This window comes from Mucilaginibacter sp. P19, assembly GCF_050632265.1.
GTDB lineage: Bacteria > Bacteroidota > Bacteroidia > Sphingobacteriales > Sphingobacteriaceae > Mucilaginibacter > Mucilaginibacter gossypii.
In genome coordinates this window covers 6,153,449-6,179,682 of the sequence record NZ_CP192586.1, presented here as the reverse complement: position 1 = coordinate 6,179,682, position 26,234 = coordinate 6,153,449, and the positions used below count along the sequence as shown (strand labels likewise).

The following is a 26,234-nucleotide window of genomic DNA, read 5'->3' as shown; positions in this document are numbered from 1 at the left end:
TGCTCATATTGCTATACTAATTTATGAGCGAAGAAAGATCACTGAACTTTATAGAGGAAATTGTTGAAGAAGATTTGGCTGCCGGTAAAAACGACAACCGTGTACTTACCCGTTTCCCGCCCGAACCTAATGGTTACCTGCATATTGGTCATGCCAAGTCAATTTGCCTTAACTTTGGTTTGGCAAAAAAATACAATGGCCTTACCAACCTCCGTTTTGACGATACCAACCCTGTTAAGGAGGATGTTGAATATGTTGACAGTATTAAGGAAGATGTAAAATGGCTTGGCTTTGATTGGGCCAATGAGCTTTATGCTTCTGATTATTTCGATCAGCTGTATGCCTTTGCCGTTGAACTGATCAAAAATAACCTGGCCTATGTTGATGACAGCACAGCCGAAGAAATAGCCGCCCAGAAAGGTACGCCTACCGAACCGGGCACGCCAAACCAATACCGCAGTCGCTCAGTAGAGGAAAACCTGCAGCTGTTTGCCGATATGAAAGATGGCAAATATCCTGACGGCGCGAAAGTACTGCGTGCCAAGGTTGACCTCGCGTCGCCCAACATGCACCTGCGCGACCCATTGATGTACCGTATTAAACACGCTCATCACCATCGTACAGGCGATAAATGGTGTATTTACCCCATGTATGATTTTGCTCACGGGCAATCGGATGCTATTGAAGAGATCACGCACTCTATCTGTACGCTGGAGTTTGTACCTCACCGTCCATTGTACGATTGGTTTATTGAAAAGCTGAATATTTTCCCGTCAAAACAGTACGAGTTTGCCCGCTTAAACCTGAACTATACGGTAATGAGCAAGCGGAAATTGCTGCAACTGGTTAACGAAAACTATGTTGATGGCTGGGACGATCCGCGTATGCCTACCATCAGTGGTTTACGTCGCCGTGGTTATACCCCTGCTTCTATCCGTGAGTTTTGCGAGCGTATTGGCGTTGCCAAACGCGAAAACATGATAGATGTTGGCTTGCTGGAGTTCTGTATCCGCGAGGACCTGAACAAAACCGCGTGGCGCCGTATGGCTGTGCTTGATCCGGTTAAGCTGATCCTGGATAATTATCCTGAAGGCGAAACCGAAGTAATGCATGGCGAAAACAACCCCGAAGTTGAAGGTGGCGATGGCGGCAGGGATATTCCATTTGGCCGTGAGTTGTGGATAGAGCGTGAGGACTTTATGGAAGTTGCGCCAAAAAAATTCTTCCGCCTGGGTATCGGGCTGATGGTTCGCCTAAAAAATGCTTATATCATTAAAGGCGAAAGCATTGTTAAAGACGCCGATGGTAACATCACCGAGATCCATTGCAGCTACCTGCCCGAATCAAAATCGGGCCATGATACCAGCGGCATTAATGTAAAAGGCACCATCCACTGGGTGAGTGTTGAACACGCCAAAACTGCTGAGGTGAGGTTATACGACCGTTTATTCCAGGTTGAAGACCCTTCAAATGAGGATGGCGACTTTAAAGATTATATCAACCCTAACAGCCTGCATGTATTATCAACCGTATACATTGAACCAGATTTAGTTAATGCCGAGTTAGGCAAGCCGGTTCAGTTTATGCGTAAAGGTTATTTTACTTTAGATAAAAACTCGACTGATGATAAACTGGTGTTTAACCGCACCGTTACATTGAAGGACGGTTGGGGTAAAAAGTAATCGCCGCTGGCCCCCTTAAAAAAATCATGTCATTGCGAGCGTAGCGTGGCAATCGCACGGAAGCATATCCGCCCTGTATAGCATGCGATTTGGGGTGTGATGGTTTATCCGGACAGTTGATCTGTCATGATTTATAAAAGTAAAAATAAATAACTTGTTGTTTGTTTGTGGTGTTGAAATGTGGGAAACTCGGAGAGTTTTCCATATTTCAACACGTTTTTCTTTTTTTGCTTCTTTTTTCTTTTTATCGGGCCTCCGCTTTTTGTGGATAACTTGCCTTTCGCTCAAACGCCATCGGGCTGATATAGCCTAAGGCTGAATGTCTTCGGATAGGGTTATAGTACATTTCAATATATTCAAATATCTCGCTGCGGGCATTTTCTATATTTTCAAAAGAGCCGTCCTGCAATAGCTCGGCTTTAAACCGGGAGAAGTACGATTCCATAAAAGCATTGTCATACGGATTGTCCGTATCGCTCATGCTTTGTAGTACATGACACCTGGCAAGCCATCGGCGGAATATATTCCCTGCATATTGTCCGCCACGATCTGAATGAACGATCAACCCCTTATCAGCTTTACGATTGCTATAGGCCTTCTGAAACGCCTCCAGTACAAGGGCCTCTTTCATGTGGTGCAACAACTGCCACCCGATCACTCTGCGGGAAAACAGATCCATCCATACCGCCAGATAGCACCAGGATCCTTCTCTTAGCGGGATATAGGTGATATCGCCAACCCATATCTGGTCTATCCCTGATGGCGGTAACCTGTCTTTCAACCGGTTGGGGCTGATTGGATATGGATGTCGGCTATCTGTTGTCCGGGGCACAAATGATCTGGGTTGAATCGCTTTCAATCCATTTTGATGTAAGATACGCCGTACCCGGTAATGACCTATCTTTAATCCCTGGTCTGACAACTCCGGGACTAACCTACGGATACCATAACGGTGTTTATGTAACCGGAAGGCTTCAACTACCTGCGCTTCGATCTTCTTTTGAACTGAGCATTCAGCCTGCTCATCCTGCTTACGATAGGCATAGTAACAGCTCCTGCTCACCGATAATACATCACACATCCTTATCACCGGAAAAAACAGCTCCTGTGATAAAATAAAAGCGTACACCTGCTTTAAGTTGTCCGGCTGAAAATGCCCAATGCTTTTTTTAAGATATCCCTTTCCTGCTCCACTTCTCGCAGACGTACCTTCATTCGTTCATATTCTTCTACCGATACAATCGGCGTTTCTGACCCTGGCGATTTCAGCGCCGATGATCCCGTTGTTTCTTTATAACGGCTTTTCCATTTGTGGATCAAATTCTCCCTGATCCCCAACGAAGCGGCCACGTCCACAACCGAACGACCACTAAAAACCATCTTCAATACATCCGACCTAAAATCCGCATCGTAAACACGGCGGCTTGACTTTTTCTTGTCCATTGATTTGCTAAGTTAAGCATCTCGACTGTCCGGCTTTACCGATGCATCTCAATTGCTTCGTCGTTCCTCCTCGCAATGACATGTTTTTTGTGTTCCGGACACCCGTGACGACAACAACGGCATAGCTTTAAGCTTTCTGCATTCCGCTTTTAGCTTCTATTCTCCCTTAAACTCAGCCTTCCGTTTTTCCATAAAGGCTGCTACGCCTTCTTTAAAATCTTTTGTGCCGAAGCATTTGCCAAACTCGGTTATTTCAGTTTCATAGCCATTAATACCATCGGTATAAGCGGCATTGATACTGCGGATGGCTGCCGCGAGGGCTAAAGGGGCACGGGATAATATTTTATTCAGGATCTCTTCGGCTTTAGTTAATAGTTCTTCGGGGTTAACTACGTGGGTAACCAGGCCATATTGCAGGGCATCACCCGCGGTGATCATATCTGCGGTCAGGATCATTTCCATCGCTTTGCCTTTACCAACCAGTTGGGTAAGGCGCTGTGTACCACCATAACCAGGAATCAGTCCCAAAGTAACTTCAGGCAGGCCCATTTTAGCATTGTCAGATGCTATGCGGATGTGGCAAGCCATGGCCAGTTCGAGCCCTCCGCCCAAAGCAAACCCATTTACCGCTGCTATTACAGGCTTGCTGCCGTTAGCTATTAAATCAAAAACTGCGCTGTGGCCAGTACGCGAAAGCTGTGCGCCTCCTTCAATATTCAGCGCTGCAAACTCACTGATATCAGCCCCGGCAACAAATGCTTTTGGTCCGGCTCCGGTAATGATGATACCACCTACCTCCGGATTTTGGAAAGCTTCAGTAAAAGCGCTATGCAGTTCGGCCAGCGTATCTTTATTAAGAGCGTTCAGTTTGCTTTCGCGGTTAATGGTGATTTGTTGAACGCGGCCCTTGTTTGCTATCAGTAAATTTTGAAATTCCATAGGTATTAGAAATTGCGGTGTTCATGTACCCAACCGGTTATATATTTTACAATATCCTGCGTACTGGTGCCGGGCGGAAAAAGCTCGCCAACGCCCAGTTTTTGCAACTCGAGCATATCTTCATGCGGAATAATACCACCGCCAGTAACCAAAACATCATCCATTTTTTCTCTTTAATGAGATTAATGATGCGCGGAAATACCGTCATGTGCGCACCCGAAAGTATAGAAATGCCAATGGCGTCAACATCCTCCTGCAGGGCGGTGTTTACCACCATTTCGGGGGTTTGGCGTAGCCCGGTATAAATAACTTCCATACCTGCATCGCGCAGCGAAGTGGCAATAATGCGCGCGCCGCGGTCATGGCCATCGAGCCCTACTTTGGCAACTAAAACACGGATTGGTCGGTTAAAGGTATTACTCATGAATAACCTATTGGTTTTTGTAAAAGTAATAAGAAAATTATGGAAGTTGTTTGTGTTTATTATAGGCTGTTAAAACGATAGTTTTTGAATGTAGAGACGCATAATTGCATCTCACACTTGCAATTTACGGCAGCTGAGGTGCTTTTGAAATCGGCTTGTCCTTCAGGAGACGCAATTATGCATCCCTACAATTTTTCTCATTTTTAAGCAAGTTCTTTATAATGGCTTGATCTTAAGTTGGTTTTTTGGTCGATTTATAAATATGGGCGTTGCCTGCGGCCCGTGCTATCCACTCATACTACACGGGCATTAGCCACAAGGCCGGTATCCGCTCCTATCACTAACGCGGCAACGCACACCATCGCTATGTATCTTAGAACCTGTTTAAATTTGACGAATATCGTTTACAGGTAGATAAAACTTCATTGCCGTTGGTTTTAACCAACGGAATAAAGCATTCACAACAAGAGGGCTTCAGCCCAAATCCGCTTGCATAATTAGGCTAAAGCCAGGAGTTTTCGGCTCTTAATCCGTTGGTTAAAACCAACGGCAATTAATATTCTTCATTCTTAAACAGCTTCTTATACGTCATCATGGTTCTTTCCGAAAATTTCCCCTATTGTTATTCGGAAAGGCGACAAGTATCATTGCTTAATAGCCGGCAGATTTTTCACCGCCTTTAACAATGCTGTCTCTGTAGCTGCGTTAACGTTTACCAGGTAAAACGGCTTGGCTCCTTTTGCTGCTGCCCATCGCCATTCAAACTCATTGATTGATTTCATGTTACCATTATCAAACCACCAGGCAGCATAAATCTTATCCTTTGCCTTGGTAAGCACTCCTAAATAAACCTGCCGACCGGCTATAAGCTCTTTTTTTATGTTACTGAAAACATAGCCGCTTCCCTGCCAGCAAATCATGGGGTCATGTTCGGGGCAATAAAATCGAGAGGGTTTCACATAAACCAGCGCACCGGTATTTTCAAATTTAATTACCCCGCTTTCCAATACCGATTTTTTATAACCGCGTAAGGATACGTTACTTACGCTTTTGTCCTCCAGGTCATCTATCGATTTGATGTTTATAGTTATTACAACTAACGCAACGGCCAATACAAGGTGTATCAGCGGAAAGCGCAGTTCATCCGGCGCCAGCCTGATGGTTTTATAAAACCGCGGGTCGATGTATGGTTTTTCGGTTCGTTTCAATACGAAAGAAGAAAGGAACAATAAAGGCAATACCACGTAAATGAGCAGGCAGATAATCCCGGTCAGGTCATGCATCGTTGTACCCGCCGGTATTTTAAAAAAACCAGCAGCAGGATACGGCAAAGGTTGCACAGGATGTTTAACGCAAAAGTAAACACCAACAAAAACAAGATCCACACCAGGTGCAGTTGCTTTGCCGCCTGCCGCTGGTAATGAGCTATTATAAACAGGCAGATCATGAACGAGGTGGCAAGCATATGCAAACCTGCGCAAGCCTGGTCCACAGAAAATTCGAAACCTTTAAACCGGATGATGTTGCCTGCAGCGTTGGCTTCCATTCCCATACTTGCAAACAGAGAGGCTGCTACTTCACTGAGCCAAATTCTTAAAGGGAAACTAAAAGTATTGCTGATATACTCAAATGCCGGCGAAATGAGCAATAACAACAGGAACAATGCCAGGCTTATTTTTCCTTTTAAGTTCTCAAAGAAAAGCAGTGCAGAAAACAGCAAGGCCAGGAACAAATTTGTTTTAACCGGAAAACAAACAGCAACTGTCGTAAAAACAATGGCCGGGACGAGGTGCCTTAGTGAAAGGCCCCCGCGCTTTACCTTGCAGATATAAGGCAGCAGCGCCAGGCCAAGCACCATATTGGCATCCCACTTAAAATAAATGATACCTAACCTCGCTGCAATGCCAATGTATATTAACCAGCAACTACTGGTGATTAGCCTGCTGCCGGTTAATTTAAATGAGATATGCTCCTGCAAATTATAGCTCCGGCTGAACATGCTTGCTCTTGTATACTAAGAAATTTATCACCGCTATTACAACCAGGATCAACAACCACTCACTGGGTTCGGGTACTGCGCCCGATGATTTTGCAGAAGCGTTTTGAAGGCTGTTCTTATTTTCATCAATCCCGAAGCGTTCATAATCTTTTTGAGTTTCGAGTACAATAAGGCTCGAAACAGGCGAGGCTATAAAAGCCTGGTTAGCCTCATCGATAATATCCGGCTGCACATAGGTTTTATCAAAATAATGCGGACCAACCTTTTTCATAATATCGTTATAAGCAAACAGGCGCAGCAGATGGTCAGGCGCATTGCCTGCTTTTAAAGTATCGCCAGTTTGTTCAATAACTAAGCCCGATTGAGCGAGCACAACATGGGTTGAATCTTCCTGCGAATGGCTAAATTCATTTTTCGCAAGCCTGCTTTGCAGCATTGCCATATCACCCTCATTATAAGTAAATACCCGCATCTCTTTCAATGCCTTTAAATAAGGCGTTAGGTTGGTGCCGATATTGTATAACTGCAATTGTTTTGCACCCGGCAGATAGCTGGTTAACGCTTTGCCAAACTCCGATTCGTCAAGATCGCGCAGGTTAGGAGAGGTTTCGGCGCATTTGGTAATCAGCAATGAACTTTCGGGGTGTTTGATCTCATTAACCGGGAATATACTGAAGTTGAGTTTGCCCATCCTGCTGTAAACGCTTCCGAGGTTATCTTCAGTTAATGTTTCCAGCTTGCCATCGTAATAGTAAACTTTTTTGGTTTTGATGGCCGGCCAAAGCTCGTCCAGTTCGCTGGCCGACCAGCTTGCATTAAGGTCGAGGTAGACGGCTTCAGGGTTAAAGTTTGTGGTTTGAGGCACATAATCTTTCAGCTGATAGCCTTTACCTGCAAATGCGAACGGCATATCGGCAAGCGGCGGGGCTTTAAACGTGATCTGTTCATCCGGTTGATAAGGCCGGTCGGCAGTGTAAACGCCCTCGCTGATCTCATCAAAGTTTGGCATGTTGAGGCCTGCGGGCTTCTTCGAAAAAGATACCTGGATGGCTTCGGTTGCGTCTTCGGGCGATGGGCCATCGAAATAACTGCTTTCATAGGTAAGCATATCACCTTGCTTGCGCAGCGGACTGGTGATCCCCACCCTGAATTTGCGGTTTTCTTCGGGCGTACATGGAAAAATTCGTGCCGTTACTGTATTGCCCTCCTGCCAGTGAATTACCGATGGGTCATGCTGTTCAACACCCACAATCTCACGATAAGCCGATTCGGCTTTACCTTTAGTGGTTAATCTTGATTGCTGTTCTTTACCGTCTATCCATAATGATAAAGAACTAACAACCGAACCCTCCGGAACATGGAATGTATAAATGGCTTCTTGTTTGCCCGCCCAGGCCCGTACTCCTCCTTTTTCGGTGTTATGTACGGTTAGTGTTTTTTCGGTATAGGCTAAGCGGTATTCCGGAAAGATTTTAACATTGGTGATCACGTTAGCCGTTTTTAGCTTATCCCCGCTCCAAAGCCGCTCCTGTGCCTGGTGCCGTGAATCATACATGGCTTCCAATATTTTTATGCGCTCGGCTTCGTCAAGGTTTAAGTCGCCGCCAAACAGGCTTGCTATCACTATAAAAGGATCATGCTGCTTGGGTTCATCAAATGATGCTTTACGCCAGCCGCCCCAAAACCAACTGTCGTTAAGGTTTGCGGTTGTGTACACAATGCCGGCTTTAATGATTCGTTGTGCTATGGTGCTTTTAGGAATAGTTTGGCTGATAACTACCCAGGTTGGCAGCTTGCCTTCAGACAGTGTATTGTGATTGATAGAAAGGTTAACCTGGTTATTGATACTTTTCCATTGCCATATAAATATGCTGCATGCGATGACGGGTACTAAGAGGCCGGCCCCAAGCGCCATTTTTAAGGACTTGCTGCCCCTTACTGTTTTTTTAACGGTGATAAACGTTACTATAGCCAAACCCATCGGCACAAAAACATGCAGCGAAAGCCCCAGCGCGATAGCTGCAAAAATGCCGATGAGATACATGGAGGTAAGATATACGCTGTAGTAAATAAAAAGCAGGAAAGCCATCCCCAGGAAAAATGTCACCACGTGTTTCATTTTTGAACTGAGCTCATTCATAAATACAGAAAGTATAATGCTGATTGTGGAGATACAGATAACAACCGACAGCCAGGTAACCGAAGTGTTGAAAACAGGGATGCTCAGGTTAAGTGCGAACGCGCTGATGAACCAAAGTGCCAGGAGGAGCACCCAATAATGTAAGCGTCTGAATCCTTTATATATCACCACAAAGAAAAACACAAGTGAGGCGGAGTAATTGAAGCAAAAAGCACCAAAAGCAGTTCCTTCGGTAAGTTCAAAAAGGCCGGACCCCTCCATAAGGAAGAATCCGGCAGATATAGTGATTAGGATTAGGCCAAGTTTAACAACACTATCTTCAAATAAAATTGCTTTAAGGTTTTTCATATTTTATAAATTAAAAGTACTTTGTATTTCAAAGTTTATAGATAAAAAAAATTACAGTTTTTGTTGTTTGATCAAATTTTCGAGGGCAAGGAGGTGCAATTTGAAGGCGGCCCGGCCTTTTTCGGATGCCAGGTAACGTGTATTGGGTTTGCGGCCGATGAAAGTTTTCTCCACCTGGATGTATTCTTCCTTCTCCAGCGCTTTCAGGTGCGATGCCAGGTTACCGTCGGTAAGGTTAAGCAATTCTTTAAGCGAGTTAAAGTCGTAACTTTCATTGGCAACCAATACGCTCATGATTTGCAGGCGGATGCGGTTTTCAAAGGCTTTATCAAACTGATCTAATGATATCTTCACTTATCGTATCTAAAATGCATTACTGTACCATAAATAATGTGGAGCAGACCGAAACCCACACTCCAAAAATTAAGCCGTAGCCCGGCATTATGGCACACAGCAAACCTAATAAAATCTCCAATATCCCCAAGCTCCTAATACCCGAATATGTATAATGACTGCCTGCAACTAACGACATGCCATAAAATATCAATGTAGCAGGGGCCACAACACCATAATAACCGCGATAAACAAGTATAAGAGTAAATAAACCGCCGCTTACCAGTGGGATTGCCATATTAATGAGCAGGCGTTTGCTGCCGGCGCTCCAAAATGGCTGACCATTTTTTTAGCCTTGCGTACCGATAACCAGATCCCCGTGCCAATAGACAATACAAGCACCGCAATTGCCACGATAAATAATTTTATGATCAGCAATTCTTCATTGTAAGTATGGCCCTCCCTGAGGGTAGTATACTCGCCCTGCAGCAAACTGTATCCTATGCCGGCACCGGCGAAGGCATAGATGCCCGCCATCACACCCGAAAGGCCGCTAAGCGAAATAAACTTGGCCGAACGCTCCATCAGGTCGCGGATGGAACTTAACTCTGCATGAATATCTTGTTCTTTCATCAAAAGTACTTTGTTGTTCAAAGTTAAATATAAGATTTGATTTTGCAAGAGGGGGATTGAGTTTTCTCAAATTATTTGCATCGCGCATAGTTAACTCACCCGGTCTGCCCTACGCTGGACCACCCTCTCTTCGCCTTCGGCGGAAAGAGGGCAGGGAAAAAAGAAAAACCCCTCTTTACGCTTGCGTAGAGAGGGGTGACAAGCGCAGCGATGTCGGGGGTGAGTTAATACAATGAGTTGTTTTAACTTTAATTTTCAGTATTTATTGAAAGTTTAAAATATATTGTATATTTGTTTCAGAAAACACTGAAAGTTATGAAAACGCTCAAAAACCACATGATCCTGTTTGATGCAGAATGCCCGATGTGCCGTGCTTATACCGGTGCCTTTGTAAAAACAGGGATGCTTGATCCTACCGGCCGCGCTGCGTACCAGGAAGCACATGCGGGTACCTGCCCTGTTTATGACAGGCAACGGGCTGTTAACGAAATAGCCTTAATTAACCTAAAAAGCGGCGAGGTTACCTACGGCGTTAAAAGCCTTTTCAAAATAATTGCCAATACCTGGCCTGTATTTACTCCCTTATTTGCTTTTAAACCATTCATCTGGCTCATGAGCAAGGTTTATGCTTTTATATCATACAACAGGAGGGTAATTATCCCTGCTGCCGAAACCGGCTTCGAATACCAGCCTACGTTTAAGCTGCATTATCGTTTATTGTATTTGCTTTTCACCTGGTTTTGTACCGGTTTTATCTTAACAGCTTACGCACATCTGCTTACGGGGATTGTTCCTTTAGGCAGCCCATACCGTGAGTACCTGATCTGCGGCGGCCAAATCCTTTTCCAGGGAGCAGCTATATGCAGCTTTGACCGCCGTAACCTGTGGACCTACCTCGGCAATATGATGACCATCTCTTTTGCCGGCAGCTTATTACTGCTGATCGGGTTGGTTGTAAATCATTTTTTTCAATTCGGTCCGCTGATTTACACCCTGTATTTTATGGCGGTAGCGGGATTAATGCTCCTTGAACATATCCGCCGTACCAAATTGCTTGGGCTTGGCTGGGTACTCACCGTTACCTGGGTAACTTATCGTATCGTTTTATTATTACTTATTTTAAACCTTAACTGATCATGAAAGCTTATAAAAAAATCGTACTGGCCGGCGGCAACGGTTATCTCGGTACCGTGCTGGCCAAATACTACCGCGATTTGGCAGACGAGGTGATCATCCTGGCCCGCAAACAAAAACCTGTTGATGGCAACGTACATACCGCTGTTTGGGATGGTGAAACCGAAGGGGGATGGACGGTTCACCTTGCCGGTGCCGATATGCTAATCAACCTGTGCGGCAAAAATGTAAACTGCCGCTACACCGAAAAGAACAAGCGGGAGATCATCCGTTCAAGGGTAGTACCTACCGAACTATTAGGCAGGGTGATCCATAAGATGGAAAACCCGCCAAAGGTTTGGATCAATGTGACTTCTGCCACCATTTACCGCCATGCCGAAGACCGTCCACAGGATGAGGATACCGGAGAGATTGGTTATGGTTTTTCTATTGATGTTTGTAATATTTGGGAAAGCACTTTCTTTAAAACAGATACGCCCCATACCCGTAAAATTGCCCTGCGCATGGGCATTGTTTTAGGCCGAAGCGACAGTGTTTTTCCGCGGTTGCTTAACCTGGTTAGGTTTGGCCTCGGCGGTAAACAAGGCGATGGGCAGCAATACATAGCCTGGGTGCATGAACATGATGTGGCCCGCAGCACCCAATGGCTGTTAGACCACCCCGAATTAAATGGCATATTTAATTGCACTGCCCCTGAAGCCGCAAAGAATACTGATATGATGCAGATTATCCGCAAGGCTTATGGTGCGCCTTTCGGTTTACCTGCCCCTCAGTGGCTGCTGGAAGTCGGCGCCATGGTAATCGGCACCGAAACCGAACTGATATTAAAAAGCCGCTGGGTAATGCCTAAGCGTTTACTGGATAGTGGGTTTAAATTTCAATATGAAAAAGCGGAGCATGCGGTGCATGATATTTTGAGTTTGAATAGGTAGCGGGTTGCTCATGTGTCAACGCGTGATGTTACTCGTTTGACGCTGTCCAACGTCTCTGACTTCAGATGGCTGTGCCTGTAGTCTGAAGACTTCGAGCAGCAAAGGTATTTCTCTAAAACCTTTGCTTTATCCAATTTTACCTCAATACAAATGCAAGAAAAGATTATCCATAACTAAATGCTGCAATCCCATTTCGAGATAGATTGAATTTCTTTTTTTCTTTTAATATTTATATTTAATTGTTGATTATCAATTAATAAACCTAAGTCACAATGGAATCTACAATAACATCGTCTCAAGTTAACTCTGATCTCAATATTGAATCAACTGAAGAATTAGATGAAAAAGCAATTGCGAAGCTTAAAAGAATTGAACAAGAAAAAAAGAACTAATAAACAACGTAGTAAGCGGAAATATTGAAAATATTAAGGATCGCGTAGCTTCGATTTTAAATAATTCCACCGAAGCACGGAATTCAGATACAGCTTTAGCTTATGCGTATTGGGCGGAATTTGAGCCTGAAAATTTTAATGATGGCATGATTACAAAAGATTGTGCTATGAAATTAACTAAAATGAATTCCCTTTCAAGGGTTCGTGCGAAGATTCAAAATGAATACAAGTTATTTCAAGCGGACGAAAAAATAAGAAAGCATAGAGGAGTATTGGAGGGGCAATTCCGACAGGAAGCAATTGATGATAAGCCATTAGGCCTTGGAACGTATTCAGTTTACATAGATGAAACTGGCAAAAACCAAGATTATCTTTCTGTTGGGTCTCTTTGGATACTAAAGTCCGGTTACTTTATACATGAATCCAAACGTAAACTTGTCGAATGGAAAAAGGCTAATGACATAAACTATGAATTTCATTTTGTAGACATATCTAAACATAAGATAGCAAGTTATAAAGAATTTTTTGCAAAATTTCTTGGTTTGCATCCAGAAGTTGGCTTCAAAATCATTGTTATTAATAACAAAGGCTTAGCAAATAAGAATTCCGCGATTGTGGATTTGACTTATCATTTGTTGATCAAAGGAATTAATCATGAAAATGATACAGGAAGAGCTCCCTTGCCAAGAGTATTACAAGTATGGATTGATGAAGAAGAAACGGGAAGCGACCAATTGAAAATCGAAAATATCAAAGAACGAATTGAAGGACAAAAAGTAAATGGATTATATTTTGGGGATTTTCAGGCAGTGTCTTCAGAACAAAATTTTTTTATTCAAATAGTTGATCTTTTCACGGGCTCAATTAATCGAAAACTTAACACTCAAAACGGAGAACATCCGAAAGATGAGTTTGCAGATTTCGTATTGAACACCATCAACTTTGACATTAATTCCATAGATAGAAATAATATTGAAATTGATAATTCAGCAGTATTTAATTTGATGGAAAATAGTCAATAAATCTTAAAAAGCTACTTGAGCCAATGGTATACGATAAAGCTCGCCGTATAAGCCAGCGCGGTCATATAGGCAAACTGGGCAGCGGGCCAGCGCCAGTCTTTGGTTTCGCGGTAAACAACGGCCACTGTACTGGCACATTGCATGGCGAAGGCATAAAACATCATGAGGGAGAAAGCCACCGCTAAGGTAAACACCGGCCCTCCGGTTTGCGGATTTTTAGCCTCGTGCATTTTTTGCTGAACCGATTGCATCTTATCGGCATCGCCCTCCACGCTGTAAATGGTGGCCATGGTGCCCACAAATACCTCGCGGGCAGCAAAGGAGCTGATGAGTGCTATCCCTATCTTCCAATCGAAGCCAAGGGGTTTAATAACGGGTTCAATAACATGCCCAAATACGCCGGCGTATGAGTTTTCCAGTTTTTCGGATGCGATAACTTTAGTGAGGCTATCCGGCGTCATGGTTTTGGTGTATTGGGGCTGGGCGTATTGTTTATCTATCTGCGCAAACCTGTCGCCGGGGCCGTATGATTTCATTACCCACAGGATCACCGAAACAGCAATGATCACTTTACCGGCCTGCAGTACGAAGGTTTTTGAACGGTCATACATGGTAAAGATCACGTTTTTCCACCTTGGCATGCGGTAAACGGGCAGCTCCATTATAAAGTAACCGCGTTCGCGGGCTTTGAGGATAAACTTCATCACAAAAGCCACAATAACAGCCGAAAAGATGCTGAGCACATACATGGCTGTAAGCGCCAGTCCCTGCAGGTTAAAGACCCACCAAACGTTGCGGTTGGGCACTACCAACGCGATAAGCAGGGTATAAACAGGCAGGCGGGCCGAACAAGCCACCAGGGGTGTAACCATGATGGTGATCATCCTGTCTTTCCAGTTTTCGATAGTACGGGTACTCATGATAGACGGTACAGCGCAGGCAAAACCGCCGATAAGGGGTACTACTGATTTGCCGTTAAGCCCTACCTTGCGCATCACCTTGTCCATCATAAAAGTAACGCGCGACATGTAGCCTGTATCTTCCAAAATGGAGATGAGCGCGAACAGGATGGCGATCTGCGGGATAAATACCAATACCCCACTCAGGCCAGCTAATACCCCATCTATGATGAGGCTGCTCAGCGGACCGGCAGGTAGTATTTTAGCAGCGCCGGCCTGCAGCCAGATAAACAGGTCTTCGATGAGCGACATCGGGTAGGCCGACCATGAAAAGATAGCCTGGAATATGAACAGCAAGATGGCGAAGAAGATCACAAAGCCAAATACTTTATGGGTAAGGATCTTATCTATCTTGTTGCTTATGGTTTCTGTCGTGCGCCGTTTCAGCTTTTTTAACCGTATCGTAAAGCAGGTCGTTGATGAAGTTGTACCGGGCGATGGTTTCTGTAGCCTGTGCCTTTTGCGAGTGGAAAGAATGCTCCTGCTCCAGTTGTTCAATCCGGTCGCTCTCGGCTGCTGAAAGGTAGCTTAGCGTTTCGTGCTGGTGGGCAAGTTGCAAGGCTATATATGGATTTTCAACCTGCATCTCCCCTTTTATTTGCGCTATGATGCCCGGCGCGATGCTTTCGATATCAATAGTATCCTGCTGCAGCGGCACGCTGTTGGCAAAAGCAATGGTGCTTTTAAGCTTGTCAATGCCTGTATTTTTCCTGGCAGAAATAGGGACTACCGGAACGCCCAGTTTTTGGGCAAAAAGATCAATATTAATTTTGATGCCCGCCTTGTCCGACACATCTACCATGTTGAGCGCCACCACTACGGGGATCTTGAGATCCGCAACCTGGGTATAAAGCAGCAGGTTGCGTTTTAAATTGGATGCATCAAGGATCACCACAACCAAATCGGGCACCATGCCTTTTGATTTATCGGCCAGTACCGAAAATACGATGGATCTCGTCTTTACTTTTGGGATAGATGCTGTAAGTACCCGGAAGGTCAATTATTTCGGCCATGCGGCCGTCAGGCAGGGTACAAAAGCCTGTTTTTTTATCAACAGTAACCCCCGGAAAGTTTCCGATTTTTTGATTTAACCCGGTTAATATATTAAAGAGAGTTGATTTACCGGTATTTGGATTTCCTACAAGTGCAACTCTTATATTGGTTTTCAACGCTTACAAACTACTGCAAAATGATGGTGGATGCTTCAAACCTACGTAAGCTAAGCTGGTAGCCAGATACGTTGATGGCAATAGGATCGCCAAGTGGAGCGATACGCGAAATGCGGACCTCTTCGCCGGGTAAACAGCCCATCTCCATCAGTTTTACTGACATTTCAAGATCGGTAAATTCCTTTACAATACCAGTTTCGCCTACTTCCAGTTGTGACAGCTTCATCATTTATAATATATAACGTAGCAAATGTAAGCTTATTTATATTAAATCCAAATAAGATTTGCTATGATGTGCAGATTTTAAATAGGCAGTTGTACAAATGACTTTAGTATGAAGTTTGTACGTATACAGGGGGGACAGACAGGCAGATTTAGGATATGCAAACAGGTTTAAATAGTATTGACAATGCTTCACTGACACGATTATGTCAGTGTTCAATTTTTAAAAAGCGGGTGTTCAACGTTCAATCTCTGAAAAATACAAGTCGCTGATTATCAATGATGATGTGTTCATGTTTGATACTTTGCTAATAGTCATTGAAATCAAGTGGCTGATTATCAGCGATGTTTTTTTGAAAATAATTGCAAGTGTTTACACTTTAAAAAATTGAACACCCGCAAATTGAATAGTAAATGTGCTTTGCTGATATAGATTTACCTGGCTAAGCCATCATTTGCACATCTGCACATCTGGAGTCGGCAGATTTAATTTTCCCGAAATGCGGACAGCCGCAACCCTTATGGAAAATGCCGCATGATGAACCGGCTGTTAACAGCAGCGCGCCCAATAAAATGACCAGTTTATTTTTTTCATTTTTTCCCAATTGCCTCAACGGTTAGCATTACACTAAAAATCCCCATACACGCTCCAAGTACATCGCAAAAAAGATCGTTCCAGTCGCCGCTGCGCCAGGTAAAAACAGATGCCTGCAGCACTTCAATAAGCGCCCCGAAAAATACGCTGGCTGCCCATATCACGAATGCCCTTGTATACGTAATCCGCCGTGGTTTTTGTTGCCTGATAACGCCAAAACAAACCAGTACAATAAGGGTGAAAAATAAACCGCAGTGGGTTAGCTTATCAAAACCCTCAAAAAACATCGGGGATTTATCAACAGAATCAAGATGTACGGAGCAAATAATTAAAACAAATAAGGCCCACAAAATAGCGGGCCCATGATATTTTAAAAACAGCTTCATCTTATACGCCGATAACCGTTTTATAATCGCCGGCAGATAAAAGTGAGTCAGCATCGGCAGCGTCAGCTACAGTGATCTTTACCATCCAGCCTTCACCATATGGGTCGCTGTTAACCAGTTCGGGTTGGTTATTTAATGCCGGGTTAACTTCGGTTACGGTGCCGGCAACAGGCATAAACAGGTCTGATACTGTTTTTACTGCTTCAACGGTGCCAAAAACTTCGTCTTTAGCAACCTCTTTACCTAATGAAGTAATATCAACATACACAATGTCGCCCAGTTCGCTTTGAGCAAATTCGGTGATGCCTACGGTAGCTACATTGCCTTCAACCTTAATCCACTCGTGGTCTTTGGTGTATTTTAATTCAGCCGGAAAATTCATGTCGTTAAATTTTGTGTGCTCAAAAATAGTAAAACTTTGGCTTTCGCAATTATTGATATGTAAATTATAAAATCATCATTTTCTATATGGCATAGTCATGATTTATCGTTGATAAATTTGTAATTAAAACTTTCTTTCGGCAGATGCCATCCAATCTTCCAGGGCCTTCCGTTGGTCTGCGTTGTTTTGCAGCCACTTTGCTCCTGTTGTTTTATCGGCGCTTAAGCCAATTAATTTAACCGCCGTTGAAAAGCTTTGAGATTGTGACATCTTATAAAAAAAGCTGCATAGTAATTCCAAAAGAAGGTTTGTCTGCCTGGTTTTTCACCAAGTTTGCCAACCGCCGTAAAAATGTTTTTCAACTGGGTTTCCAGCTGACCGCCAGAAACCGAAACGGCGGTGCTTAGGGTTTTATTTAGTAACAGGGTTTCCGGATCTGCTTTTCCTGCTTTCAGGTCGCCTCCCTTTAGTAAACTTTGCAGGTTGGTATAAGCTTCGTCGGCGCGCGGGCCTTCCGGGTCGAGCAGCAGGAAGCTGCACAGGCCCATCAATGCCGGTACCCTTTTGTTTTGGTGGAAAGTTACCAGCCCGTATAAGCGTTGGCTATTAGCATGTTTAGGATCGAGTTTAATGGCTTCAATGGCAGCCAGCTCGGCATCGGCATATTTTTGCGCGCGGAAATAGGCTATCCCCAGGTTAAAATACAGCGGCTGATACCCCGGCTTCAATTTGATCCCCTCTTTATAAGCGTCGATGGCCTGTTGGGGTTGATGTGCAGTATCATAAATGCTGCCCATTAATTCATAAGCAGGGCCTGTTAGGTCGCCACCTGTTTTTATCACTTTGTTGAGATAAGGTACCGCTTCCGCACCCTTGCCCGATGCATTGAGGCTGAAGGCAAGCTGGTAGTTGGCCTGCGCATTATCTGGCTCGGCAGTAAGTGCCTCTTTGTATTTTTCAATAGCCGCCGAATAATTTTTTTCGCTGTTAAGTTTGATACCCTCCTTAATAATACTATTGACATCCGTATTTTGAGCATGCGCCAACCCTGTGCTAAGCACGAGGGCCATAATAAACAAGCCTTTTTTCAACAAAACCATACTTAAACATACTAATTGTGCTAACTAACAGAAAATTTTAAAACTTTAATCAATACCTGCTGTATAATTTCTAATTTTCGCATTCGTTTAGTGTGAGATAAATTGATTTATGAGATTAGTGTACAAAAGCCTGGTAGTGTTTGCTGCCCCAGTGTTACTGTTAGCCTGTTCATCCAAAAATAAAAATAACGACCAATCGCAGTCGCAGGTTGCCGCCAGGCCGCTTGATACTACCGCGTTGCTGGCCTACAATCCTAAAAATGCCGATAAAAAGATAGATGCCGTAATGCAGGAGCTGCACCGTACCCGCGGTTTTAACGGTAATGTGCTGGTGGCAAAAAAAGGAAAAATAGTTTATGAAAAAGCCATTGGCTGGGCCGACTACCTGCATCGCGACAGCCTGAAAATCGGTTCGCAGTTTGAGCTGGCTTCGGTAACTAAAACTATGACATCAACCGCCATCCTCCTGCTGATGGAACGCGGCAAATTGAAGCTTGACGATGACGTTAAAAAGTTTTTCCCTGATTTTCCCTACGATGGTGTAACCATTCGCTTGTTACTTACCCACCGCTCGGGTATGATGAATTATGTATATTTTATCGACGATATTTACCGGAAAAATCACCTGAACCAGCGCAAAGGACTTACCAATGCCGAGGCTATGAAAATGATTGCCGATTATAAGCCAACACGTTTCAATGAACCGAATAAACGCTTCCTGTATAACAACTCCAACTTTATGGTGCTTGGTTCCATCATTGAAAAAGTGAGCGGAATGAGCTATGCCCAATTTATGCAGGAAAATGTGTTTAAACCAGCCAGTATGGCACATACCCATGTTTACTCAAAAGCGGTTTATGATAAAATCCCGGTTGATGTTGTGGGGCATGACCGCGGCCAGTGGCGTTATTCGGTAGTGCAGAACTTTTTGGATGGCCCCGTAGGGGATAAAGGCATTTACAGCACGGTTGGTGACCTGTTCCTTTTTGATCGTGCTTTGCGCGCGGGGTTGTTATTAAAACCAGCTACGCTTGATTCGGCCTACGTGCCACGCAACCCGATGGTGCACGGACATTTCAACTACGGCTACGGCTGGCGTACATTTACAGCACCGGGCGAGGAGGTAATTTATCATACCGGATGGTGGCATGGGTTCAGGCATATTTACCTGCGGGATATGAAACACGACATTACCATAGTATTGCTTACCAACCTGGCCAACGGGAGTTTATTAAAGCTCGATGACTTGTTTAAAGCTGCTGGCATGCCTATTGTACGTAAAAGTGCATACAATGGTAATGGCGATACCAGTGACGATTAATTTTTTTGGAATGGTTGATTGAAGTTATTGGGTGAGTGGTTTTAATAAACCGATTGATCATTTTTCCTCTATCCGTATTCCAACCATTCACCTAATTAACCACTTACTAAAAACTAAAAAATCATGTTTGATAAATTAATGGAAGCCCAGCAAAAGGCTGGCGAAATGAAAAAACGCCTTGATGCCATCAGTGTATCAGGCACAGCCGAAGGCGGCAAAATAGTTGTGAACGCAAATGCCAATAAAGTGATCCAATCGGTACAGATCGATCCTGATTTTTTAGCCGATGCCGATAAAGAAGAACTGGAAGAGTTGTTGGTTGTTGCGGTGAACAAGGCACTTGAACAAGCCGAAAACATCAGCCAAAGCGAAATGGCTGCCATGACCCAAAGCATGTTTGGCGGCTTAGGAGGCCTGGGTAATATGTTTGGTAAATAAAATTATCCCATCCCATCTTAACAATGTCATTTCGATGAGCGAGGGCGGGCAACAGCGGCAGCGCGAAGAGAAATCGTATACGCCATTCATAACAAAATATTCATGGCGGGTTCACAGACTTAGGAGATTCCCCCTCGCCCAATGCACAAGTCAACATGGCTCGCTCTAAATGACATTTTCTTTAAACTTGCAATTCTCTCTGTCTGTTTGAACACCTATGTGTAACTTTTCTGCCACTAAATCAAATCGTTGACATAACTGTTTACTTTTGATCAGATCATAAAATAACATTCTATGAAAACTACTTATTATGGCCAGTCGGCCCTTGAGATTGTAGCTGGTGGAAAGAAATTGCTTTTCGACCCATTTATAAACCCTAACCCACTGGCAAAGGATATTGACATTCACAGCTTACAACCCGATTATATCCTGGTATCGCATGGGCATGGCGACCATGTGGCGGATCTGCTGGAAATTGCTAAAAGTAGCGGTGCAAAGGTAATTTGCATTGCCGAAATTGCCGGATGGCTTGGTACTAAAGGCATTGAAAATGTGCATGGCATGAACATAGGGGGCGGTTTTAACTTTGATTTTGGTAGGGTTAAAATGGTAAACGCGGTACATTCAAGTACCTTGCCCGATGGCTCGCCGGGCGGTAATCCTGCCGGATTTTTAATTTATGCAGAAGGGAAAGTGATCTATTTTGCAGGCGATACTGCGCTTACCTATGATATGAAACTCCTGGCCGATGAAAATCTCGACTGGGCATTTCTGCCTATAGGTGATAATTATACCATGGGTGCGGATGATGCCATTAAAGCGTCGGCGTTTATCAATTGTAAAAACATCATTGGCATTCATTATGACTCATTCCCGGTTATCAAAATTGATAAGGATGAAGTAACAGAGAAGTTTATCAAAGCAGGTTTGAATTTGAAGTTGCCGGCTATTGGTGAAACTATTGAGTTGTAGAATCGATAGAAATAAAATAATCGTCATTGCGAGGCACGAAGCAATCCCCTATTAGCAGGCAAATCCCTTTGTATAGTTCGCGATTGCTTCGTGCCTCGCAATGACGGTAGGAGATGTACAAACAGCAAAAGGCCCGGTATTACCGGGCCTTTTGCTGTTTGATACCACCGGGCTTAAAAGTTCCGGCTTCCGACTAAAGACTTATTTCCTTTTCATCTTCATAGTGTCTTTTTTCATGATGGTATCTTTTTTCATTTTCCTCGTTTTCTTCTTCTTGGTTGTATCAGTTTGCATAATGCCTTTTGACGGGCGAACCATTGTACCATGAGCGAAAACGCTGCTGAACGAGATCGCTGCTAAAGCGATCATACATAGTGCCTTTTTCATAGTTGATTATGTTTTAGATGGTTAGTTCTATCTATAACAAATTAACTATGGTTTGTTTTTTATTTTTTAATTAAATAACCGTACCGCTTGGTATTATAGCGCGCTTCTTAACTACCACAATACCGTCCTGCACGGTATGAGTGCCGTAATCGCCGTCTTCAAGCTTCTCGCCGCAGTTAATGGTTACATTGTTACCGATGTATGTATTTTTATCAATAATGGCGTTTTGAATATGGCAATTATCGCCGATGCCCATAATTGGCGAACCGCTTTCTTTGCATTCGGCAATCTCCTCAAGAGTTTGATAATTGTCGCTGCCCATTACGTAACAGTTTTCGATAATGGTATTAACACCAATGCGGGTGCGGATCCCTATTATAGAATGGATGATCTGTTTGGCATTGATAATACAACCGTCGGCAACAATAGATTTTTCCATCAGCGTGCCTGATATTTTTGACGGAGGCAACATGCGCGCACGGGTATAGATCGGGTTTTTATCAAACAGGTTAAACTTGGGGATGTTATCAGTTAAACCCAGGTTGGCCTCAAAAAATGAAGGGATAGTACCAATATCTGTCCAGTAGCCTTCATATTGATAGCTGGCTACGCGATGGCCTTCAATTGATTGTGGGATGATCTCTTTACCAAAGTCGGTACGCTCGTTGCCTTCAAGCAATTCATATAACAATTTGCGATTAAAGATGTAGATACCCATTGACGCCAGGTATACACGGCCTTCAGCTTCCATCTCCGGACTAACCTCTGACGCCCAGCTTTCGAAATTGCTTTTGGGTTTTTCGATAAATGAGGTGATCATGTTGTTTTCGTCAGTTTTCAGGATCCCGAAGCCCGGAACGTCAGCTGCATCAACAGGGATGGTAGCTATCGAAATTTCGGCATTGGTTTCGATATGATGGTTGATCATATCTTCAAAATCCATCTGGTACAATTGATCGCCCGACAGGATCAGCACATACTCAAACTCATGCACCGCCAAATGGTGTAAGCTTTGCCTAACAGCATCGGCCGTACCCTGGAACCAGGCCACGCTTGACGGCGTTTGCTCTGCCGCAAGAATATCAACAAAAGCATCGCTAAAGCTGCTGAAATGATAAGTGTTTTTGATGTGCTTGTTTAAGGATGCCGAGTTAAACTGCGTCAACACATAAATACGCGTAATACCCGAGTGCAAACAGTTTGAAATGGGAATATCCACCAAACGATATTTACCCGCAATTGGAACTGCCGGCTTTGACCGCGTTGCGGTAAGCGGTGATAAACGGCTGCCCTGGCCGCCACCGAGCACAATGGAGATTACTTTGGATGTCATAAAGTTAGTTTTAAGCTTTCGTATAGTTCAGTGTATTGTTGTGTTGAGCGTGCCCATGAAAAATCAAGGGCCATCATTTGCTTGCGTAGCTGCTGCATTTTTGCGCTATCCTGGTAAAGTTGTTTTGCCCTGAAAACCGAGTGGCAAATATCTTGTACGCTGGCCTGTACAAAGCGGATCCCGTAGCCTCCCTCATCGCCAAAATCAATGACAGAATCTTTCAATCCACCGGTGGTACGTACAATTGGCATGGTGCCGTAACGCAGCGCATACAACTGGTTAAGGCCGCAAGGTTCTACGCGTGACGGCATTAACAGGAAATCGGCCCCCGCATAAATTAAGTGTGCCAATGACTCGTCATAACCAATAAAAACATTACAATGCTCAGGATATTTATTTTTAAGCTGAAGCAGCGCCAGTTCATTTTCCTTATCGCCGGCTCCTAATATTACAAAGTTTACTTCGCCTTCGTTTTCGAGCAGGCTGCGTTCAATAGCGGCAGGCAGCAGATCTGCGCCTTTTTCAACAACCAGGCGGCCGATAAAAGTAAACAATGGTTTTTCGGGATCGAGCTCAAAGCGTTTGCAAATAGCTTCTTTATTAGCCCTTTTGCCTTTAGCCAATGTTTTAGTTGAAAATTTGGTTGGGATCATTGGGTCGGTTTGCGGGTTCCAAACCTCGGTGTCGATGCCGTTCATGATACCGTAGCCCTTTGCCCGTTCAATGTAAAACAGGTACTCCAAACCATTGGAGTTATAAGTAAGCTCCTCCAAATAAGTTGGAGACACCGTTGTATAACGCCAGCTGCATTTAACCGCAGCCGCCAGTGGATTGATCCCGCCGGCCCAGTCAAGCAAGCCTGTTTTGGTCAGGTCAATTTCAGGTAATAAGGATAGTCTGTCCCAGCCGAAAGCGCCGTGGTACTGGCCGTTGTGTATGGTAAATATGGTTGGGGTATTGGCCAGCCTTGTATATAGCTTGGAATGATAAAGTAAAAACGGGACTAACCCGGCGTGGTGGTCATGACAATGGATCAAATCGGGCGTTTGCTGTGAATAACTGATCCAATCTAAAAATGCCAATTGAAAAGCCATGAACTGGTCACGCTCATCAGGGTAACTGTAGATATTTTCCCTGTCGAGCAAGCCAGGAATTTTTACTAAATAAAGTTCAAAACCGAGTTTGTTTGTTTTCTCTTTCAATATCTCGAAGAAAAGTCGGCGATTACCGAGTAAGGTTGCAGCAGCAAACACAATTTCAAAGTCGTTTTCCTGGGTAAACTTACGATCGTAAAAAGGCATAACAACCGCAGCCTGCAAACCTGCAAGGTTCTGGTACTTAGGCAATGCGCCAACAACATCGGCAAGCCCGCCAACTTTAGCAACGGGATAGCACTCGGCACTCAAATGGTATATTTTCATTCAGGTTTTATTGGCTCAATTTAAGCAAAGATTACCAAAAGAGAAACCTATGAGAATTAATATAGTTTTGGAAAATTTAGATAAAAAGCGCTGAAATTTTATTATCGTTAAGATGTTATAGTTGTAAAAATGATAGGGAAAAGGAAGGATTGAGAAAGCACCTGCGCTTACGAATTATTGCTATAACCGGTACACTAAGGATAAAAGTGCAGGAAAGTGCGATTACCCTCTTGAGAGCTGAGGAACGGAGTGTCTATGCTTTGTTTTTTTAACACAGAAACACAGCCCCGCCTTTGCTCTTCCCCGCGCTTACCCTTGAGAGCGAAGTTTTTTAAATTGATCAAAACTCAAAAATACCCCCAAGTGTCGGCTGCACATTCCCGCCTTTGCGGTTAAGCAATTTGGTTTGAATGTGCGACGGGTCGCCTGGCTGATCCTGAAGGTTTCCTGAAGCATCTTTCACCGCAACTACAACCGGTTGTTCCTTATAGGTATGAGCTGTTAAATTTTGAATGTCGAAGTAAACGTTGAACGTGTAATGTTTAAAATAGTACTTTTTATCAACCCGGGCGTCAAGCTGGTAAAAAGGATCTAAAACCCGGCCGTTCAATTGCGTGTAATTGAAAATTCCCTGCGGATAGGTACTGTAATTTGTTTTAAGTGACGATAGCTGCTGATCATAAGGCGTGTACGGACTGCCACCTGTAAACCTGAATTTAGCACCTATTTCCCAGTTGCGTTTAAGGATTTTGCCGGCGGTCATGCTTAAAATATATCGACTATTCCAGGATGATTGCACATAGTTGCCATTTTTGTTCTGAAACTCGCTTTTAAAAAGTGTAAGCGCGAAAATGCCATAAAAACCTTTGTTTAGCTTTTGCTGTGCGAAAAACTCCACGCCATAACTACGGCCGTTGCTTTCGCCAACAACCGCATCGTTACCAATAACACCAAAGTCGGCACCAAGATTAGCCAGCGGGATGGAATCATTCAATTGACGAATAACAGGATAATGTTTGTAATGTTTATAAAAACCTTCAACCGTAAAGCGGGTGTTTTTAAGCGTATTATACTCAAAACCTAATACCAGCTGTTTGTTTTCAATATAATTTACATCCCGGTTTACCAAACGATTAGTGCTATCCCGATAGCCCATAACAGTATAGGCCGGCAACTGGTAATAAATGCCAGTATTAAAATTGATGCTAAACTGATCGGTAAAGTTATAGGAGGCAGAGAAGCGCGGCGAAAAGGTTTTTAGCAGGTTGTTCATCCGGCTTGAATAGTTGTTGGCATCGGCCCTGGCACCGAATGAGAGTGATAGCTTATTGTCAAAAAATATTCGGCTGATTTGGCCAAACAGGTTATACTTAAAAAAATTAATCTTTGATTGGTAAATATGGTTGCCGAAGGGTAGCAGGTTAAACGTATTGGTACTGTAAGACGCCGTTTCTTCGCCGGTACCGAAGTTTACACGATAATTGCCCGCCTGTTCGGTATGCTCAAACCTGAATTTGTTCTCTGCCTCGGCCGACCGGTAATTGAGCGTTTGGCCCAAACTCTCGTCATTATCCCTGAATTTTTGGGCTCCATTATCCAAATAACTGCGACTAATCACCACTTGTGAAAAGCCATGTTGCCCAAAGTGTTTATAAACCGCACCAACTGAATAGTTTTTCTGATCGTTGGTTGGGATTGTTGCCAAAATGTACTGGTTTTCTTCGGTTGGATCGGTGCCGAAGTTGAGCTTAAACTTATCGAGCGCGCCGAGGCCGATGAGTGTAAGCTCATTTTTGTTGTCGAATTTGGTTTTAACCTTAAACTGAAAATCCTGGTATGATGGTAAAAAAGGCAGTTTAAGTAATTTAAATAAACCTTGCAGGTATGAGTAACGGTACGATGCCAGATAGGTGGTTTTTGAACCCAGCGGACCTTCAATAGTAGCACCAAAATCGCTCGAGCCGATGGTAAGGGTGGCCCCCATTCTATCCGACCGGCCATTTTTTTGGTTGAACTCAAATACAGAACTTAAAGCATTGCCCCGGTTTGAGGGAAAAGCCCCCGAATAAAAATTAACCTCTTTCACAAAATCTACGTTGATCAGGCCAACTGGTCCGCCGGATGAGCC

28 protein-coding genes are annotated in these 26,234 nt (G+C 43.8%); 7 read left to right on the top strand and 21 right to left on the bottom strand.

Translation table 11 applies throughout. The annotated features are described in order from the left end of the window. The first annotated feature begins 23 nt into the window (after positions 1-23). Complete coding sequence (locus ACQ86K_RS30375) at positions 24-1,682, top strand: glutamine--tRNA ligase/YqeY domain fusion protein (protein ID WP_090532401.1); 1,659 nt, start codon at positions 24-26, stop codon at positions 1,680-1,682. A gap of 244 nt (positions 1,683-1,926) precedes the next feature. On the opposite strand, the gene ACQ86K_RS30370 is transcribed toward ACQ86K_RS30375, so the two are convergent. From ACQ86K_RS30370 to ACQ86K_RS30325, 10 genes are all read right to left on the bottom strand, one after another. After that, positions 1,927-2,811: an IS3 family transposase gene (locus ACQ86K_RS30370; RefSeq protein WP_431199327.1), complete on the bottom strand. Its 885-nt coding sequence runs from the start codon at positions 2,809-2,811 to the stop codon at positions 1,927-1,929. A 5-nt stretch (positions 2,812-2,816) separates the two neighbouring features. Further along, positions 2,817-3,125 (bottom strand): transposase, encoded by a 309-nt coding sequence (locus ACQ86K_RS30365; protein WP_143020740.1) that lies wholly within the window; start codon positions 3,123-3,125, stop codon positions 2,817-2,819. Positions 3,126-3,281: 156 nt separating this feature from the next. After that, positions 3,282-4,064 carry an enoyl-CoA hydratase/isomerase family protein gene (locus tag ACQ86K_RS30360; protein ID WP_091166976.1) on the bottom strand — a complete coding sequence of 261 codons (783 nt, stop codon included), beginning with the start codon at positions 4,062-4,064 and terminating at the stop codon, positions 3,282-3,284. Between the two features lie 46 nt (positions 4,065-4,110). Beyond that, positions 4,111-4,488, bottom strand: a complete 378-nt coding sequence (locus ACQ86K_RS30355) for a cobalamin B12-binding domain-containing protein (protein ID WP_431199326.1) — start codon at positions 4,486-4,488, stop codon at positions 4,111-4,113. 644 nt (positions 4,489-5,132) lie between these two features. Next, entirely contained in the window at positions 5,133-5,771 is a 639-nt protein-coding gene (locus ACQ86K_RS30350; protein WP_431199325.1) for a hypothetical protein, read from the bottom strand. Further along, positions 5,759-6,487: an archaeosortase/exosortase family protein gene (locus ACQ86K_RS30345; RefSeq protein WP_431199324.1), complete on the bottom strand. Its 729-nt coding sequence runs from the start codon at positions 6,485-6,487 to the stop codon at positions 5,759-5,761. The genes ACQ86K_RS30350 and ACQ86K_RS30345 overlap by 13 nt, the downstream gene beginning before the upstream one ends. Next, entirely contained in the window at positions 6,468-8,975 is a 2,508-nt protein-coding gene (locus ACQ86K_RS30340) for an XrtN system VIT domain-containing protein (RefSeq protein WP_091166983.1), read from the bottom strand. Before ACQ86K_RS30340 ends, ACQ86K_RS30345 begins: the two co-directional genes overlap by 20 nt. Before the next feature lie 51 nt (positions 8,976-9,026). Continuing rightward, positions 9,027-9,329, bottom strand: a complete 303-nt coding sequence (locus tag ACQ86K_RS30335; RefSeq protein ID WP_091166986.1) for a winged helix-turn-helix domain-containing protein — start codon at positions 9,327-9,329, stop codon at positions 9,027-9,029. 19 nt (positions 9,330-9,348) lie between these two features. Then, on the bottom strand, positions 9,349-9,606 hold the full coding sequence (locus ACQ86K_RS30330; protein WP_431199323.1) for a hypothetical protein: 258 nt from the start codon (positions 9,604-9,606) through the stop codon (positions 9,349-9,351). Continuing rightward, a complete protein-coding gene (locus tag ACQ86K_RS30325; protein WP_431199322.1) occupies positions 9,588-9,941 on the bottom strand; it encodes a hypothetical protein in 354 nt (117 codons plus the stop codon). The genes ACQ86K_RS30330 and ACQ86K_RS30325 overlap by 19 nt, the downstream gene beginning before the upstream one ends. Positions 9,942-10,256: 315 nt before the next feature. Between ACQ86K_RS30325 and ACQ86K_RS30320 the strand changes: the two genes are divergently transcribed. From ACQ86K_RS30320 to ACQ86K_RS30310, 3 genes are all read left to right on the top strand, one after another. Next, positions 10,257-11,075, top strand: coding sequence for a DCC1-like thiol-disulfide oxidoreductase family protein (locus tag ACQ86K_RS30320; RefSeq protein ID WP_091166992.1), 819 nt, complete (start codon positions 10,257-10,259; stop codon positions 11,073-11,075). A 2-nt stretch (positions 11,076-11,077) separates the two neighbouring features. After that, positions 11,078-12,007, top strand: a complete 930-nt coding sequence (locus tag ACQ86K_RS30315; protein WP_091166995.1) for a TIGR01777 family oxidoreductase — start codon at positions 11,078-11,080, stop codon at positions 12,005-12,007. 559 nt (positions 12,008-12,566) lie between these two features. Then, a complete protein-coding gene (locus ACQ86K_RS30310) occupies positions 12,567-13,421 on the top strand; it encodes a DUF3800 domain-containing protein (protein ID WP_431199321.1) in 855 nt (284 codons plus the stop codon). Positions 13,422-13,432: 11 nt separating this feature from the next. Here the strand turns inward: ACQ86K_RS30310 and feoB are convergent, their stop codons facing one another. From feoB to ACQ86K_RS30275, 7 genes are all read right to left on the bottom strand, one after another. Continuing rightward, positions 13,433-14,767, bottom strand: coding sequence for a ferrous iron transport protein B (gene feoB / locus ACQ86K_RS30305; RefSeq protein WP_431200964.1), 1,335 nt, complete (start codon positions 14,765-14,767; stop codon positions 13,433-13,435). Then, positions 14,724-15,380, bottom strand: coding sequence for a FeoB small GTPase domain-containing protein (locus ACQ86K_RS30300; protein WP_431199320.1), 657 nt, complete (start codon positions 15,378-15,380; stop codon positions 14,724-14,726). The genes feoB and ACQ86K_RS30300 overlap by 44 nt, the downstream gene beginning before the upstream one ends. After that, a complete protein-coding gene (locus ACQ86K_RS30295; protein WP_431199319.1) occupies positions 15,304-15,549 on the bottom strand; it encodes a FeoB small GTPase domain-containing protein in 246 nt (81 codons plus the stop codon). The genes ACQ86K_RS30300 and ACQ86K_RS30295 overlap by 77 nt, the downstream gene beginning before the upstream one ends. A 10-nt stretch (positions 15,550-15,559) precedes the next feature. After that, on the bottom strand, positions 15,560-15,775 hold the full coding sequence (locus ACQ86K_RS30290; protein ID WP_091167002.1) for a FeoA family protein: 216 nt from the start codon (positions 15,773-15,775) through the stop codon (positions 15,560-15,562). Positions 15,776-16,362: 587 nt separating this feature from the next. After that, a complete protein-coding gene (locus ACQ86K_RS30285; protein WP_091167004.1) occupies positions 16,363-16,752 on the bottom strand; it encodes a VanZ family protein in 390 nt (129 codons plus the stop codon). 1 nt (position 16,753) lies between these two features. Continuing rightward, the gene (gene gcvH / locus ACQ86K_RS30280) at positions 16,754-17,134 is read right to left on the bottom strand and encodes a glycine cleavage system protein GcvH (RefSeq protein WP_091167007.1); all 381 of its coding nucleotides are present in this window, start codon (positions 17,132-17,134) and stop codon (positions 16,754-16,756) included. A gap of 230 nt (positions 17,135-17,364) precedes the next feature. Beyond that, on the bottom strand, positions 17,365-18,204 hold the full coding sequence (locus ACQ86K_RS30275) for a tetratricopeptide repeat protein (protein WP_431199318.1): 840 nt from the start codon (positions 18,202-18,204) through the stop codon (positions 17,365-17,367). A 139-nt stretch (positions 18,205-18,343) separates the two neighbouring features. On the opposite strand from ACQ86K_RS30275, the gene ACQ86K_RS30270 reads away from it, so the two are divergent. From ACQ86K_RS30270 to ACQ86K_RS30260, 3 genes are all read left to right on the top strand, one after another. After that, positions 18,344-19,555, top strand: a complete 1,212-nt coding sequence (locus tag ACQ86K_RS30270) for a serine hydrolase domain-containing protein (protein ID WP_091167012.1) — start codon at positions 18,344-18,346, stop codon at positions 19,553-19,555. 123 nt (positions 19,556-19,678) lie between these two features. Continuing rightward, positions 19,679-19,993 carry a YbaB/EbfC family nucleoid-associated protein gene (locus ACQ86K_RS30265; RefSeq protein WP_091167015.1) on the top strand — a complete coding sequence of 105 codons (315 nt, stop codon included), beginning with the start codon at positions 19,679-19,681 and terminating at the stop codon, positions 19,991-19,993. Between the two features lie 294 nt (positions 19,994-20,287). Beyond that, positions 20,288-20,965 (top strand): metal-dependent hydrolase, encoded by a 678-nt coding sequence (locus ACQ86K_RS30260; protein WP_091167018.1) that lies wholly within the window; start codon positions 20,288-20,290, stop codon positions 20,963-20,965. Positions 20,966-21,166: 201 nt separating this feature from the next. Here the strand turns inward: ACQ86K_RS30260 and ACQ86K_RS30255 are convergent, their stop codons facing one another. From ACQ86K_RS30255 to ACQ86K_RS30240, 4 genes are all read right to left on the bottom strand, one after another. Continuing rightward, positions 21,167-21,352 carry a hypothetical protein gene (locus ACQ86K_RS30255; RefSeq protein WP_091167020.1) on the bottom strand — a complete coding sequence of 62 codons (186 nt, stop codon included), beginning with the start codon at positions 21,350-21,352 and terminating at the stop codon, positions 21,167-21,169. A gap of 70 nt (positions 21,353-21,422) precedes the next feature. Then, positions 21,423-22,685, bottom strand: coding sequence for a glucose-1-phosphate adenylyltransferase (locus tag ACQ86K_RS30250; RefSeq protein ID WP_090532368.1), 1,263 nt, complete (start codon positions 22,683-22,685; stop codon positions 21,423-21,425). Beyond that, positions 22,682-24,106: a glycogen synthase gene (locus tag ACQ86K_RS30245; protein WP_091167026.1), complete on the bottom strand. Its 1,425-nt coding sequence runs from the start codon at positions 24,104-24,106 to the stop codon at positions 22,682-22,684. The genes ACQ86K_RS30250 and ACQ86K_RS30245 overlap by 4 nt, the downstream gene beginning before the upstream one ends. Before the next feature lie 340 nt (positions 24,107-24,446). Beyond that, complete coding sequence (locus tag ACQ86K_RS30240) at positions 24,447-26,192, bottom strand: TonB-dependent receptor plug domain-containing protein (RefSeq protein WP_431199317.1); 1,746 nt, start codon at positions 26,190-26,192, stop codon at positions 24,447-24,449. Positions 26,193-26,234 lie beyond the last annotated feature (42 nt).

Excerpts from the sequence above, each read along its gene's own strand:
- ACQ86K_RS30375 (WP_090532401.1), top strand. The coding sequence starts at position 24 with ATGAGCGAAGAAAGATCACTGAACTTTATAGAGGAAATTGTTGAAGAA.
- ACQ86K_RS30365 (WP_143020740.1), bottom strand. The coding sequence starts at position 3,125 with ATGGACAAGAAAAAGTCAAGCCGCCGTGTTTACGATGCGGATTTTAGG.
- ACQ86K_RS30360 (WP_091166976.1), bottom strand. The coding sequence starts at position 4,064 with ATGGAATTTCAAAATTTACTGATAGCAAACAAGGGCCGCGTTCAACAA.
- ACQ86K_RS30355 (WP_431199326.1), bottom strand. The coding sequence starts at position 4,488 with ATGAGTAATACCTTTAACCGACCAATCCGTGTTTTAGTTGCCAAAGTA.
- ACQ86K_RS30350 (WP_431199325.1), bottom strand. The coding sequence starts at position 5,771 with ATGCATGACCTGACCGGGATTATCTGCCTGCTCATTTACGTGGTATTG.
- ACQ86K_RS30345 (WP_431199324.1), bottom strand. The coding sequence starts at position 6,487 with ATGTTCAGCCGGAGCTATAATTTGCAGGAGCATATCTCATTTAAATTA.
- ACQ86K_RS30340 (WP_091166983.1), bottom strand. The coding sequence starts at position 8,975 with ATGAAAAACCTTAAAGCAATTTTATTTGAAGATAGTGTTGTTAAACTT.
- ACQ86K_RS30330 (WP_431199323.1), bottom strand. The coding sequence starts at position 9,606 with ATGGCAATCCCACTGGTAAGCGGCGGTTTATTTACTCTTATACTTGTT.
- ACQ86K_RS30325 (WP_431199322.1), bottom strand. The coding sequence starts at position 9,941 with ATGAAAGAACAAGATATTCATGCAGAGTTAAGTTCCATCCGCGACCTG.
- ACQ86K_RS30320 (WP_091166992.1), top strand. The coding sequence starts at position 10,257 with ATGAAAACGCTCAAAAACCACATGATCCTGTTTGATGCAGAATGCCCG.
- ACQ86K_RS30315 (WP_091166995.1), top strand. The coding sequence starts at position 11,078 with ATGAAAGCTTATAAAAAAATCGTACTGGCCGGCGGCAACGGTTATCTC.
- ACQ86K_RS30310 (WP_431199321.1), top strand. The coding sequence starts at position 12,567 with ATGAAATTAACTAAAATGAATTCCCTTTCAAGGGTTCGTGCGAAGATT.
- ACQ86K_RS30290 (WP_091167002.1), bottom strand. The coding sequence starts at position 15,775 with ATGAAGCTGTCACAACTGGAAGTAGGCGAAACTGGTATTGTAAAGGAA.
- ACQ86K_RS30285 (WP_091167004.1), bottom strand. The coding sequence starts at position 16,752 with ATGAAGCTGTTTTTAAAATATCATGGGCCCGCTATTTTGTGGGCCTTA.
- gcvH (WP_091167007.1), bottom strand. The coding sequence starts at position 17,134 with ATGAATTTTCCGGCTGAATTAAAATACACCAAAGACCACGAGTGGATT.
- ACQ86K_RS30275 (WP_431199318.1), bottom strand. The coding sequence starts at position 18,204 with ATGGCCCTCGTGCTTAGCACAGGGTTGGCGCATGCTCAAAATACGGAT.
- ACQ86K_RS30270 (WP_091167012.1), top strand. The coding sequence starts at position 18,344 with ATGAGATTAGTGTACAAAAGCCTGGTAGTGTTTGCTGCCCCAGTGTTA.
- ACQ86K_RS30265 (WP_091167015.1), top strand. The coding sequence starts at position 19,679 with ATGTTTGATAAATTAATGGAAGCCCAGCAAAAGGCTGGCGAAATGAAA.
- ACQ86K_RS30260 (WP_091167018.1), top strand. The coding sequence starts at position 20,288 with ATGAAAACTACTTATTATGGCCAGTCGGCCCTTGAGATTGTAGCTGGT.
- ACQ86K_RS30255 (WP_091167020.1), bottom strand. The coding sequence starts at position 21,352 with ATGAAAAAGGCACTATGTATGATCGCTTTAGCAGCGATCTCGTTCAGC.
- ACQ86K_RS30250 (WP_090532368.1), bottom strand. The coding sequence starts at position 22,685 with ATGACATCCAAAGTAATCTCCATTGTGCTCGGTGGCGGCCAGGGCAGC.
- ACQ86K_RS30245 (WP_091167026.1), bottom strand. The coding sequence starts at position 24,106 with ATGAAAATATACCATTTGAGTGCCGAGTGCTATCCCGTTGCTAAAGTT.